At 63.7% G+C, this 13,760-nt stretch carries 10 protein-coding genes; 6 read left to right on the forward strand and 4 right to left on the reverse strand.

The genetic code is table 11. The features are described 5' to 3' along the window. The first annotated feature begins 39 nt into the window (after nucleotides 1–39). Genes JNO51_RS10525 through JNO51_RS10550 form a run of 6 tightly spaced genes read left to right on the forward strand, consistent with a single transcriptional unit; the run spans nucleotide 40 to nucleotide 8,437 of the window. A complete protein-coding gene (locus JNO51_RS10525) occupies nucleotides 40–1,176 on the forward strand; it encodes an isovaleryl-CoA dehydrogenase (RefSeq protein ID WP_215776820.1) in 1,137 nt (378 codons plus the stop codon). A gap of 10 nt (nucleotides 1,177–1,186) precedes the next feature. Then, nucleotides 1,187–2,785 carry a carboxyl transferase domain-containing protein gene (locus JNO51_RS10530; RefSeq protein ID WP_215776823.1) on the forward strand — a complete coding sequence of 533 codons (1,599 nt, stop codon included), beginning with the start codon at nucleotides 1,187–1,189 and terminating at the stop codon, nucleotides 2,783–2,785. A gap of 7 nt (nucleotides 2,786–2,792) precedes the next feature. Beyond that, entirely contained in the window at nucleotides 2,793–3,587 is a 795-nt protein-coding gene (locus JNO51_RS10535; RefSeq protein ID WP_252346061.1) for an enoyl-CoA hydratase/isomerase family protein, read from the forward strand. Then, nucleotides 3,584–5,551 carry a biotin carboxylase N-terminal domain-containing protein gene (locus JNO51_RS10540; protein ID WP_215776826.1) on the forward strand — a complete coding sequence of 656 codons (1,968 nt, stop codon included), beginning with the start codon at nucleotides 3,584–3,586 and terminating at the stop codon, nucleotides 5,549–5,551. Before JNO51_RS10535 ends, JNO51_RS10540 begins: the two co-directional genes overlap by 4 nt. Nucleotides 5,552–5,554: 3 nt before the next feature. Further along, complete coding sequence (locus tag JNO51_RS10545; protein ID WP_215776828.1) at nucleotides 5,555–6,451, forward strand: hydroxymethylglutaryl-CoA lyase; 897 nt, start codon at nucleotides 5,555–5,557, stop codon at nucleotides 6,449–6,451. 27 nt (nucleotides 6,452–6,478) lie between these two features. Then, complete coding sequence (locus JNO51_RS10550; RefSeq protein WP_215776830.1) at nucleotides 6,479–8,437, forward strand: acetoacetate--CoA ligase; 1,959 nt, start codon at nucleotides 6,479–6,481, stop codon at nucleotides 8,435–8,437. Between the two features lie 100 nt (nucleotides 8,438–8,537). On the opposite strand, the gene JNO51_RS10555 is transcribed toward JNO51_RS10550, so the two are convergent. The 4 genes from JNO51_RS10555 to ushA all read right to left on the reverse strand — a co-directional run bounded on the left by JNO51_RS10555 (nucleotide 8,538) and on the right by ushA (nucleotide 13,736). Further along, nucleotides 8,538–10,169, reverse strand: a complete 1,632-nt coding sequence (locus tag JNO51_RS10555) for a glycosyltransferase family 39 protein (protein WP_215776832.1) — start codon at nucleotides 10,167–10,169, stop codon at nucleotides 8,538–8,540. Between the two features lie 173 nt (nucleotides 10,170–10,342). Next, nucleotides 10,343–10,561, reverse strand: coding sequence for a 50S ribosomal protein L31 (rpmE, locus tag JNO51_RS10560; protein WP_215776834.1), 219 nt, complete (start codon nucleotides 10,559–10,561; stop codon nucleotides 10,343–10,345). Nucleotides 10,562–10,663: 102 nt separating this feature from the next. Continuing rightward, complete coding sequence (cysS, locus tag JNO51_RS10565) at nucleotides 10,664–12,037, reverse strand: cysteine--tRNA ligase (protein WP_215776837.1); 1,374 nt, start codon at nucleotides 12,035–12,037, stop codon at nucleotides 10,664–10,666. Between the two features lie 97 nt (nucleotides 12,038–12,134). Continuing rightward, nucleotides 12,135–13,736, reverse strand: a complete 1,602-nt coding sequence (ushA, locus tag JNO51_RS10570; protein WP_215776839.1) for a bifunctional UDP-sugar hydrolase/5'-nucleotidase UshA — start codon at nucleotides 13,734–13,736, stop codon at nucleotides 12,135–12,137. Nucleotides 13,737–13,760: the final 24 nt, after the last annotated feature.

The raw sequence follows: 13,760 nt of genomic DNA on the forward strand, positions 1-13,760 counted from the left end.
TAATGGATGATTAATGCATACACCACAGGGAGAGACACCATGGATCAGCAAAGCCTCGACATGCTGCGAGACAGCGTGCGCGATTTCGCCACGCAGGAAATTGCCCCGCGCGCCGCCGACATCGATCGCGATAATCTGTTTCCGGCCGACCTGTGGCGCAAGATGGGAGACCTGGGTCTCCTGGGCATCACGGTCTCCGAGGCTTTCGGCGGCAGCGAACTGGGCTATTTGGCGCAGATCGTGGCGATGGAAGAAATCAGCCGCGCCTCGGCTTCGGTCGGTCTGTCCTACGGCGCGCACGCCAATCTGTGCGTCAACCAGATCTTCCGCAATGGCAACGAAGCACAGAAACGCCGTTTCCTGCCCAAACTGATCAGCGGTGAGCATGTCGGGGCGCTGGCGATGTCCGAGCCCAATGCCGGATCCGACGTCGTCAGCATGCAGCTCAAGGCCCGCGAGGACGGTGATCACTATGTGCTCAACGGTTCGAAGATGTGGATCACCAACGGGGGCGACGCCGATGTGCTGGTGATCTACGCCAAGACCTCGGACCGGGACATCACCGCCTTCCTGGTAGAGAAAGGCATGCCGGGCTTCTCCTTCGGCAACAAGCTGGACAAGCTGGGCATGCGCGGCTCCAACACCTACCCGCTGTTCTTCGACGAAGTCCGCGTGCCGCGTGCCAATGTACTGGGCGAAGTCGGCGGCGGCGTCAAAGTCCTGATGAGTGGTCTGGACTACGAACGCGCCGTGCTGGCAGCCGGCCCGCTGGGCATCATGCAAGCCTGTCTGGACCTGGCCCTGCCCTACCTGAAGGAACGCAAGCAGTTCGGTCGTGCCATCGGCGACTTCCAGCTGATGCAGGGCAAACTGGCCGATATGTATGTCTCGCTTTCAGCCACCCGCGCCTACGTCTACTCGGTCGGTACGGCGCTGGACAATGGTCTGGAAGGCCGCGTAGTACGCAAAGATGCCGCCGGCGCCATCCTGTTCGCGGCCGAGAAGGCCACGCAGATGGCGCTGGAAACCATTCAGTGCCTGGGGGGCAACGGCTATATCAACGACTTCCCGGCCGGCCGCCTGCTGCGCGATGCCAAGCTGTATGAAATCGGCGCCGGCACCAGCGAAATCCGCCGCTGGCTGATCGGTCGCGAACTGATGGCCGAACAAGGCTGAAGGAGCTGCCATGGCCATCCTGGAAACCACGCTGTCCCCGCAGTCTGCCGACTTTCAGGCCAATAGCGCCGCCATGCGCGCGCTGGTCGACGATCTGCAGCAGAAACTGGCGCAAGTGGCACAGGGAGGGGGGGCGAGTGCCGCTGCCAGGCACACCGCACGCGGCAAGATGCTGGTGCGCGAGCGCATCGACCATCTGCTGGACGCCGACTCGCCCTTTCTCGAGCTGTCACCGCTGGCGGCCTTCGACATGTACAACAACGACGCCCCGGCAGCCGGCATGGTGTGCGGTATCGGCCGGGTCAGCGGCGTGGAGTGCATGATTGTCGCCAACGACGCCACGGTCAAAGGCGGCACCTACTACCCGATGACCGTCAAAAAGCATCTGCGTGCTCAGGAAATCGCGCTGGAGAACCGCCTGCCCTGCCTTTACCTGGTCGATTCCGGCGGTGCCTTCCTGCCGCTGCAGGACGAAGTGTTTCCCGACCGCGATCACTTTGGCCGCATCTTTTATAACCAGGCCAACCTGTCGGCGGCCGGCATCGCCCAGATCGCCGTGGTGATGGGTTCCTGTACCGCAGGCGGCGCCTATGTACCGGCCATGAGCGATGAAACCATCATCGTGCGCAACCAGGGCACGATTTTCCTCGGCGGCCCGCCACTGGTCCGTGCGGCGACGGGTGAGGTGGTCAGCGCCGAAGACCTGGGCGGTGCCGACGTACACACCCGGCTGTCCGGCGTCGCCGACTATCTGGCGGAAAACGATGGCCATGCCCTGGCACTGGCACGCCAGATCGTCGCCAGCCTCAACTGGCGCAAGCAGGGCGAGCTGGACCGCATCGCCGCCCGCGCACCACGCCGCCCGGCCAGCGAGCTGTACGGGGTGATTCCCTGCGACAGCAAAAAACCCTTTGATGTCCGCGAGATCATCCTGCGCCTGGTGGACGACTCTGATTTCGACGAGTTCAAGCGCAACTACGGCACCACCCTGGTCACCGGCTTTGCCCGGCTCAACGGCTTTCGCGTCGGCCTCATCGCCAACAACGGCATCCTGTTCTCCGAGTCGGCACTCAAGGGCAGCCACTTCATCGAGCTGTGCTGCCAGCGCGGCATCCCGCTGATCTTCCTGCAGAACATCACCGGCTTCATGGTCGGCCGCAAGGCGGAAAATGCCGGCATCGCCCGGGACGGCGCCAAGCTGGTCAATGCGGTCGCCTGCGCCCGGGTGCCGAAGTTCACCGTACTGATCGGCGGCAGCTTCGGCGCCGGCAACTATGGCATGTGCGGACGAGCCTTCGGGCCGCGCTTCCTGTGGATGTGGCCCAACAGCCGCATCTCGGTCATGGGCGGCGAGCAGGCCGCCGGAGTGCTGGCCCAGGTCAAGCGCGACCAGCTGGGCGATGCCTGGCGTGCCGAGGACGAAGCCGCCTTCAAGGCACCGATCCGTGAACAGTACGAAAAGCAGGGGCACCCCTACTACGCCAGCGCCCGCCTGTGGGATGACGGCGTGATTGACCCGGCCCAGACACGCGAAGTCCTGGCCCTGGCGCTGGATGCCAGCCTGAATGCCCCGATCGAGAGCACACGCTTTGGCGTGTTCCGTATGTGAGGCCATCATGAGTGACACACTGCAACTGGAACGGCGCGGCAACCAGGCATGGATCTGGCTGTCCCGCCCCGAGGTGCACAACGCCTTCAACCCGGCGCTGATTCTGGAACTGACCGATACCCTGGCTAACCTGCAAAACCAGCCCGAGGTACGGGTTATCGTCCTGGCCTCGCAAGGCAAGAGCTTCTGTGCCGGCGCCGACCTGAACTGGATGAAAAGTGCCGGTGAACTGGGGGACGCCGAGAATCTGGCCGATGCCCAGCGGCTGGCACGCCTGTTCCGCACCCTGTACCGCTCGAACAAGCCGGTCATCGCCCGTATTCAGGGCGCTGCCCTGGGCGGCGGCATGGGCCTGGTCGCCGCCTGCGATATCGCCGTTTGCACGCCGGCAGCACGCTTTGCCCTTTCGGAAGTGCGCCTCGGACTGATTCCAGCCGTCATCGGCCCCTATGTCGCCGAAGCCATCGGCGTACGCCAGGCGCGTCGCTATGCCCTGACCGCCGAAACCCTGGACGCCGCCCGGGCACTGAAGCTGGGCCTGGTGCACGAAGTGGTCGAAGACAGTGCCCTGGACAGTACCGTCAGCCATCTGGCGGAACACATCGTGCGGGGCGGACCGGAAGCCCTGAGCCAGGCCAAGGCCCTGCTGCGCAATCTAATCGAAGGCGGTCCGGGCGATGACGAGGTGCTCGACGACTGCGCACGTCGCATTGCCATGCTGCGCCGAGGCCCGGAAGCACGCGAAGGGCTGCAGGCCTTCCTCGACAAACGACCGCCACACTGGCAGGGAGAATCGGCATGATCCGCAAGCTGCTGATCGCCAATCGCGGCGAAATTGCCTGTCGCGTGATCCGAACCGCCCGCAACATGGGCATCCAGACCGTCGCCGTGCATGTGGCCGCCGATGCCGCCGCCCCCTTCGTGCAACAGGCCGATCAGGCCTGGCATCTGACCTCAGACAGCTACCTGGACATCTCCGGCATTCTCGCCATCGCACGCCAATGCGGCGTGGATGCCATCCATCCCGGTTATGGCTTCCTGTCGGAGAACGCCGAATTCGCCCGCGCCTGCCGCGAGGCCGGCATCCTGTTCATCGGCCCGCGCGAACCGGCGCTGGCCACCATGGGCTCCAAATCCGCCGCCAAAGCGCTGCTGGCCCCCAGCGGCATACCATTGGTCCCCGGCTACCACGGCGACAATCAGGACCCGGCCCTGCTGGCGGCCGAGGCCGACCGCATTGGCTACCCGGTGCTGATCAAGGCCAGTGCAGGGGGCGGCGGCAAGGGCATGCGCATCGTTCAGCAGGCCGGCGATTTCGCCGCCGCCCTCGCCTCCTGCCAGCGCGAAGCCCGCGCGAGCTTTGGTGATGACCGCGTACTGATCGAGAAATATCTCAGCGCACCGCGCCATATCGAAATCCAGGTCTTTGCCGACAGCCATGGCCAGTGCGTCTACCTGTTTGAGCGTGACTGCTCGGTACAACGCCGACACCAAAAGGTGCTGGAAGAAGCCCCGGCCCCCGGGCTGAGCGAGGCCATGCGCCGCGCCATGGGCGAGACTGCCTGCCGGGTCGCACGGGCCGTCGACTATCTGGGTGCCGGCACGGTCGAATTCATCGTCGATGGTCAAAGCGGCGACTATTACTTCATGGAGATGAATACCCGCCTGCAGGTTGAGCATCCGGTCACCGAAATGATCACCGGCCAGGACCTGGTCGCCTGGCAGATTCGTGTGGCGCAGGGCGAACCCCTGCCGCTGCGCCAGGATCAGCTGACCCTGCATGGCCATGCCATCGAAGCCCGCCTGTACGCCGAAGACCCGCAGACTGGCTTCCTGCCCTCCTGCGGACGCCTGCTGCACCTGCAGACCCCGGTGCCGTGCGATTGGCTGCGCATCGATAGTGGCGTGGTCGCCGGCGACACCATCACCCCGCTGTTCGACCCGATGCTGGCCAAGCTGATCGTCTGGGGACCGACCCGCGCCGAAGCCCTGGCGCGGCTCGATCAGGCCCTGGCGGCGTATCAGGTCGCGGGCGTCGCCACCAACTTTGCCTTCCTGCGCAAAATTGTTACTCATTCAGCATTTGCCGACGGTATAGTGGATACCGGGTTCATCGAACGCTACCAGGCCGAGCTGTTGCCGGCACCGGCGGCGCCAGCAGCCGAAGCGCTGGCACTGCTGGCACTGGCCGACAGCCTGGCCGCTGCGCCGGGTGGCGATGGCCCCTGGGATGGTTCCCTCCCCGGCTGGCGCCTGGGCGGCGCGGCACAACGCCAAAGCCGGCAGTACCAGTGGCGCGAACACACCCTGCCGGTCGTGCTGCAACGTCGCGGCCATGAATGCCTGCTGCAGATCAGCGATGTCACCCTGCGCGCCGAGGCCGTACAGTGGCGCGATGGCGTGATCAGCGCCCGCCTCGGCGGCCGGCGTTGCCAGGCGACCGTGCTGCAGCGCGAGCAGCAGCGCATTGTGTTTTACCAGGGCGAGACCCTGACACTGACATGGGTCGACCCGCTGGCCGCCAATGAGGGCCATCAGCACGGCAGCGGCCACCTGCGGGCGCCGATGCCCGGCCGGGTGGTGGCGCTGTGTGCCGAGATCGGCGCCAGGGTCCGCAAGGGCCAGGCCCTGCTGATCATGGAGGCGATGAAAATGGAGCACACCCTGTTCGCCCCGGCGGATGGTCAGGTCAGTGCCTATCATTTCACCCCCGGACAGCAGGTCGAAGAAGGTGTCGATCTGCTGGATTTCGAAGCACAGGACTGAAACATGAGCGATCAGGTCAGGATTGTGGAAGTCGGGCCGCGAGACGGTCTGCAAAATGAAAGCCGCCCCCTCCGTGTCGAGCAGCGGCTGGCCCTGATCCGGCGACTGGCCGAAGCCGGATTGCCGGTCATCGAGGCCGGTGCCATGGTCTCCCCGGCGCGGGTGCCGCAGATGGCTCAGTCCGATGCGGTGCTGACACAGCTCCCCCTCGACGGCACGCAACGCTATCCGGTACTGGTGCCCAATCTGAAAGGGCTGGAAGCCGCGCTGACCGCCGGTGCGCGCGACATCGCCGTCTTCGGCTCCGCCAGTGAAACCTTCAGCCAGCGCAACATCCAGTGCAGCATCGCCGAAAGCCTGCAACGCTTCGAGGCCGTCATTGAACAGGCACGCGAGCGGGGTATCCGGGTACGAGGCTATGTCTCCTGTGTGGCAGGCTGCCCCTATGAGGGTGAGATTGCCCCCGACAAGGTCGCCCAGGTGGCCCATGCGCTCTATCAGATGGGCTGCGAAGAAATCTCGCTGGGAGACACGATCGGTTGCGGTACCCCGGGCAGTATTCTGGCCATGCTCGATGCCGTGGGCCGCCGAGTCCCCATGCGCCAGCTGGCCGGCCATTATCACGACACCCGCGGCATGGCGCTGGCGAATATCTATGCCTCGCTGCAGGCCGGCGTTCGCTGCTTCGACGCCTCGGTCGGCGGACTGGGCGGATGCCCTTACGCCGAAGGTGCTTCGGGCAATGTGGCCACGGAAGAGCTGGTTTACCTGCTGCACGGCCTCGGCTACCGCACCGGTATCACGCTGAGCGCCCTGATCGACACCGCCTGGTGGATCGGCGAATTACTGGGCAGTGCGCCACGCAGCAAGCTGGCGCTGGCCATGAAACCCCAACACTGACGCACTAGACCATTTCCAGGAGCTGGGATGATGCAAGATCTGCCGCTGTGGGAACCGAGTCCGGCCAGGCTGGCCGGCTCACATCTGACCGCCTTTACCCGTCTGGCACGAACCCGCTGGAACCAGCATTTGCCCGACTATGATGCCCTGTGGCAGTACAGCATCGACCATCCGGCGCGTTTCTGGTCACTGGTGTGGGACTACTGCGGCGTGATAGGCGACAAGGGCGCCCAGGCGCTGATCCACGGCGACAGCATGCAGTCAGCACGTTTCTTCCCCGAAGCCAGGCTGAACTATGCCGAAAACCTGCTGCGCCGGCGCGATGAAGCGCTGGCGGTGGTGTTCTGGGGAGAAGACAAGGTGCAGCGCCAGTGGAGCTGGCGCGAACTGTACGAACAGGTGTCACGGCTTCAGCAAGCGCTGCGCGCCGAGGGGATCCGTCCCGGCGACCGGGTCGCCGGCTGGCTGCCCAACCTGCCGGAAACCTTGGCGGCCATGCTGGCCGCCACGAGTCTCGGCGCCATCTGGACCAGTTGCTCGCCGGACTTCGGCGTCGATGCGGCACTGGACCGCTTCGGCCAGACCCGACCCAGCGTTCTGTTCTGTGCCGATGGCTACTGGTACAACGGCAAAGCCTTCGATTACCGCGACAAACTGGCGCATCTGGCCGGCGAGCTGCCCTCGCTGAACCGCATCGTGGTCGTCCCCTATCTGGACAATGCCAATGCCGTGGCCCGCGCACTGCCCGGCGGCATCACCCTCGACGATCTGGTCGCCCCCTACCCGGCCTGTGACATCACCTTCGAGCGTGTCGCCTTCCATCACCCGCTGTTCATTCTGTATTCCAGCGGCACGACCGGCAAACCCAAGTGCATCGTGCATGGCAGTGGCGGGACGCTGCTGCAGCACATGAAAGAACATCAGCTGCATGGCGACTTGCACAAACAGGACCGGCTGTTCTACTTCACCACCTGCGGCTGGATGATGTGGAACTGGCAAATGAGCGCCCTGGCCAGTGGAGCGACCCTGCTGCTCTACGATGGCTCACCCTTTGCCGCCGCCGGCGATGTGCTGTGGCAATACGCCGAAACCGCCGCCGCCACCCATTTCGGCGTCTCGGCCAAATTCATCGACAGCACCCGCAAACTGGGCCTGGTTCCGAGAGAGCGCCATGATTTCCCCTCACTGCGCACCCTCTTTTCCACCGGTTCGCCATTGATGCCGGAAGGCTTCGACTGGGTCTACCAGTCGGTCAAGCGCGACCTCAACCTGGCGTCGATCTCCGGTGGCACGGATATCGTGTCCTGCTTTGCCCTGGGCTCGGCCAATCTGCCGGTATGGCGCGGCGAGCTGCAGTGCCGCGGGCTGGGCATGGCCGTCGAGGTGTTCGACGAGCACGGGACCATCCTGCGCGAACAGAAAGGCGAGCTGGTCTGCACCCGCCCCTTCCCGTCCATGCCGGTCGCTTTCTGGAATGACGAGGACGGCAGCGCCCTGCGCCGCGCCTACTTCAACCGCTTCCCCAATGTCTGGGCGCATGGCGACTTCGCCGAAATCACCGCCCACAACGGCATGATCATCCATGGCCGCTCCGATGCGGTTCTCAACCCCGGTGGCGTTCGCATCGGTACGGCGGAAATCTATCGTCAGGTCGAAGCCTTTGATGAGGTGGAAGAAGCGCTGGCGGTGGGCCAGCAATGGCAGGACGATGAGCGAGTGATTCTGTTCGTGCGCCTGGCACGCGGGTTCCATCTCGATGAGGCGCTGGCAGCCCGGCTGCGCGAACGCATCCGTGAAGGCGCCAGCCCGCGCCACGTACCGGCCCATATTGTGGCCATCGCCGATATTCCGCGCACCGCCAATGGCAAGATTGCCGAACTGGCGGTGAAGCATGTCCTGCACCAACAACCGGTGCAAAACCTTGGCGCCCTGGCCAACCCGGAATCCCTGAAGCTGTACGAAAACCTGGCCATCCTGCGCACTTGATTCAAGACGCAAGCAGGGGGTCAGGTCTTGAATTTTGCGGCCTGCTGCAAAATTCAAGACCTGACCCCCTGCTTGCTGCCCTCGTCTCTGTCAGACCTGGCTAGTGGGCTCGCCGGCGTTCCAGAACGAAAATCTCGTCGTCTTCCCGCGGGCGGCTGCCTTGCCAGATCACCTGCCAGGCCGGATCAGGCAGAATGCTGCGCGGGCGGATGATCAGCCGCAATTCGCAAGCGGACTCGCGCAAGGACAGGTTCATCCCGGCATAGTATTGCCAGCTCACCCGTCCCATCAGATTGCCTACCCCGGTGGAGACACAGCCGGCATCCGCCGGCAGGTGGCGTACCATGTCGACCACCACCGGGCGATAACTCTTGAGGGCATCCAGCCAGGGCAGCCAGAGGCTGCCGATCAGCCCCCACAGCAGGGTGAGGCCGGCAGCCCAGTTGGTGACCGCCTGGCGGCCGCGCAGATTGCGCCGCGTCAGGGCCCAGATCCAGACCAGTGTGGCAAACAGGCCGCACAGCGCCATGGCCACCGATACATGCGGTACATAGTAGGGGCTGAAATAATGTGCCCGTCCGGCCAGTCGCTCCGGCCAGCCAAAGTTCATTGCCGCCCAGCCAAACCAGACCAGCAGGCCGAAAAAGCCAAAGGTCATCAGGGCAAACCAGTTCAACGCCGCCGCGGCCCCGCGACGCAGGGTATCCAGCTCGATCGCAGCCATCAGCGCCAGGGGCAGCAGGAGTGGCATGGTGTTCTTGGTGGCCTGCATGCCGGACAGGGTCAACAGGATGATGATCACGGCAAAGAACAAACCCGGCAGCTGCATCATCGGCTTGTCAAAATGACGACGGCGGTAGAGCGTCCACCCCGCCAGCGGCCAGGCAGGCCAGGCATACCACAGCGCGGTTTTCAGGTAATAACCCGAGTCATGGAAGAAGTCCGGACGGGAAAATCCGGCCAGTTCACCCAGGGCATAATCGTGCCACCACAGATCGAACAGTGCCGGATAGTAGCGGGCAAAGGCCACCGGCCAGACCAGCAACAGGGGCAAGCCGAACAGCAGGGCCATGGTCACCGTGATGGCATAACGCTTGTTGCGCCAGGCCGGAAACAGCGGCAGGAGCAGTACCACGGACCAGAGCAGCATCAGATCCAGCAGACTGGAGGACAGGAACAGCACCGTACTGGCCAGGCCCAGCAGGGCGCCGGACAGTGCCGGCAGGCGCAGGCACAGAGCCAGCGCGTAGAAGGCGGCCGCATAACCGGTAAAACTGGCCACGCTGGAGGTCATCTGGTGACCGGTTTCCACCAGACCGATGCAGCCGATCAGAATCAGCACGGCACTGCGGCCGTGCCGCCGTCCGATGAGCTCCCGTGCCGCCCCGCCGACACAAGTCAGCGCCAGCGCCATGAATAACGGGGTCGCCAGCCGCGCCGCATCGTGCGCCGGCAGCAGCCAGGGCGAGAACAGCCGCACGAAGAAGCTGGCCACCCAGTAATACAGCGGGGGATTGCTCAGCCAGGGCTCGCCCTGGAACGTGGGCACCAGCCAGTGGCCATGGGCCAGCATGTCCTGCACCACCGCCAGCACGAACGGCTCGTCCGGCTTCCAGGGGTCATGGCCGATAATGGCCGGCCACAGCCAGATGAACGCCAGCAGCAGGAGCACCCAGGGCTTTTCGGTCGGGCGCGGCAGATTGTTCTGGTGATCAGGGGAATAGGTCAGCATGCGATGTTCAGCCTCGGAATGGCTTGCGGGTCAGGGACCCTCTGAACAGGTTATCTCTTTTGCCTTCAAACGCCGTGGAAATCACTTGCTCAGAAGCCCCACAGCTTAGCATGAATGGCATCAGGAACAAAAAAGGCAGCCTGGGCTGCCTTTTCTGGAGTCTTCGACGCGAATTAGCCGCGCTTGAAGAAGCTGCCGAACTTCTGGTTGAACTTGTCAACGCGACCGGCGGTGTCGACGATCTTCTGCTTGCCGGTGTAGAACGGGTGGCAGTTGGAGCAAACTTCGATGTGGAAGGCTTCCTTGGCCATCGTGGACTTGGTCACGAAGGTGTTGCCGCAGGAGCAGGTCACAGCGACGTCTGTGTAAGACGGATGAATATCATTGCGCATGATGCGTTCCTTTACTCGGGTACAGGGGTTTTGCCTGTACTGCATGACGAAACCGACGATTATCCGCCGATTACCTCATCTTGACAAGACCCCGCCATGGAATCAGCCACGACGCCAGGTTGTCACACCGGCACTGTCTTCCAGGATCACGCCCTCTGCCGCCAGTTGGTCGCGAATTCGGTCGGACTCGGCCCAGTTCTTGGCGGCTCGCGCGGCGCGGCGCTGCTCAATCAGCGCCTCGATGTCTTCGGCGGCCAGCTGGCCCGCCCCGCCCTGCCCGCCTTGCAGGAACGCCACCGGATCACGGTGCAGCAGGCCGAGTACACCGGCGAGCGCACGCAGCAGACCGGACAGCTCGGCCGACTGAGTCTTGTGAACCTCGTTGGCCAGATCGAACAGCACGGCCATGGCCTCGACGGTATTGAAATCATCATCCATGGCCGCCTTGAAGCGCACGGCATACTCATCGTGCCACTCCAGAGGAACGTCCACCGGCGGTACGTTCTTCAGTGCCGTATACAGGCGGGTCAGGGCGGCACGCGCATCGTCCAGATGAGCATCGGAATAATTCAGCGGACTGCGATAGTGGGCACGCAGGATAAAGAAGCGCACCACTTCGGCATCATACTTTTGCAGCACTTCGCGGATGGTGAAGAAATTGCCCAGGGACTTGGACATTTTTTCATCGTCGACACGAATGAAGCCGTTATGCATCCAGTAATTGACGAAGCCATGACCATGCGCGCCCTCGGACTGGGCAATCTCGTTCTCATGATGCGGGAACTGCAGATCCGCGCCGCCGCCATGAATGTCGAAATGCTCGCCCAGCAGGTGCTCGCTCATGACAGAGCATTCGATGTGCCAGCCCGGACGGCCCGGCCCCCAGGGGGAATCCCAGCTCGGCTCACCCGGTTTGGCTGCCTTCCACAAAACGAAGTCCATCGGGTCGCGCTTGTGCGGATCGACTTCGACCCGCTCCCCGGCGCGCAGGTCTTCCAGACTCTTGCCGGACAACTTGCCATAGCCCTCGAAAGCATGCACGGCGTAGTACACATCGCCATTCTTGGCCGCATAGGCATGACCGTTGCCGATCAGGGTCTCGATCATGTGGATCATCCCCGGCACATAGGCCGTGGCACGCGGTTCGTGGTTCGGCCGCTCGACGCCAAGCGCTGCGCTGTCTTCATCCATGGCGGTAATGAAGCGTTGCGTCAGCGCGCCGATGCTTTCACCGTTCTCGGCCGCGCGGCGAATGATCTTGTCATCAATATCGGTGATGTTGCGCACGTAGTTGACGTCATAACCACTGGCCCGCAACCAGCGCGCCACCATGTCGAATACCACCATCACCCGCGCATGACCGAGATGGCAGAAGTCGTAGACGGTCATGCCGCAGACGTACATACGTACCTTGTTGGCCTCGATCGGGGTAAAGACTTCTTTCTGTCTGGACAGGGTATTGTAGAGCTTCAGCATGGTGATTCGACGTTGAGGGAGGTTGACTGACCGAGAATTGTAGCAGAAGTCCGGCGCGCCGGGCCGGGCGTTTCGCCCGCGCCAGCGCGCCGCAGGATCAGGGGGCGTAATCCGCCGCCTTGATCGGGCTCCTGGCCGCCAGATAGTTTTTCAGCACATCGGCATCGACAAACCCGGTATCCACATAGCCGGGCAAACGATTCAGCCTGGGATAACCATCGCCCCCCGCCGCGAGAAAGCTGTTGGTGACCAGCTTGTACTGACGCTGCGGATCAAGCGGCTTGCCGCCGACCTCAACGCCGGTCAGTTTGCCCTCCTGCCGGATCAGGCGCACGCCGGCCATCTGCGGGTAGCCGCCACTGCCCGGCGTCATGAGCGCTGCCTTGGTCAGCAAGTCCAGCAGCGCATCGCCACGCAGTTCGACCGTCACCACGGTACTGCCGAAGGGGAAGACCTTGAGCACATCCCGATAACTGACGGCACCGGCAGGCAGCGAGTCCCGCACCCCGCCACCATTCATCAGCGCCAGATCGGCACCGGTCTGTGCCATGAAGGCCTCGCCGGCAAAGCGTCCCATACTGGTCGGCTGGCTGCGCACATGCTCACGGGCACCATCCAGCGGGCTGTCCAGCTGACCGACCGGCTGGGAGAGCACCTGCTGACCTTTCTGCTGGTACGGCGTGAGCAGGCTGACCATGACCGGATCCGGCGTAATCGGCGCCCCCCAGGTCACCTTGCTGGTTTTGCCATCCGGACTGGTCACGGCATGCTTGAGATTGACCGGAATCAGGGTGTAACGCACCAGCGTCAGCTTACCCTGCTGGTAGCGGAAGTCGGCGCACCCCACCGACTTGCCCCACTCCCCGGTCTGCATGATCCAGGTGCCATTCTGCTGATCCGGCCGGCAAGGCGCCCCCGGCTGATGGGTGGTCTCCAGCTGATTGGGACCGGACATGCATACGGCGGTATGGCTGTGCCCGCCGACAATGACGTCAATACCGGGTACCGTGCGCGCCAGTTCCACGTCGCCCGGGGCATTCACGCCATGCTGACCATCGGGGTAGTACCCCAGGTGCGTCAGGGCAATCACCACATCGGCCTTGCGGCGCAGGGCCGGCACCAGTTTGGCGGCTTCACGCTCCGGAGCGACAAAATGTGCGCCGGACAGGTTTTGCGGATTGACCAGCTTGGGCGTATCCGGGGTGGTCAGTCCCAGCACCGCCACCTTGAGCCCCCCCAGGTCGAATTGGGCCGTGGCGGCAAACGGACGGGTCTTTCCCTGATAGAGATTGGCCGACAGCAATGGAAACGCAGCCCAGCCTTTTTGCCGCAGCAACACGCTGCGCGGCTTGTCGAACTCGTGATTACCCAGCGCCATGGCATCGTAGGCAATGGCATTCATGCCACGGAACATCGGCTCGGCGTCCTGCATGTCCGACTCGGGCACACCGGTATTCACGTCACCGGCATTGAGCACCAGGGTGCGCCCGCCCGCCTGCCGCACCTCGGCACGGATCTGGTCGATGAGCGCCTTCTGGGCCGCCAGGCCATACTCACCGTCCGCATCCGGCCAGAAGCGACCATGCAGATCATTGGTGTGCACGATGGTGAAATCATAGGTTTTGCCCGGCTGAGCGGCCTGCGCCCAGCTGCCGGCCAGCAACCCCAGGACCAACAGACTGGAAAGACGACACTGCATAGCGACGATCCCGTTCAAAGTAAA

The sequence above is a fragment of the Paludibacterium sp. B53371 genome (assembly GCF_018802765.1).
In the GTDB taxonomy this organism is placed as follows: domain Bacteria; phylum Pseudomonadota; class Gammaproteobacteria; order Burkholderiales; family Chromobacteriaceae; genus Paludibacterium.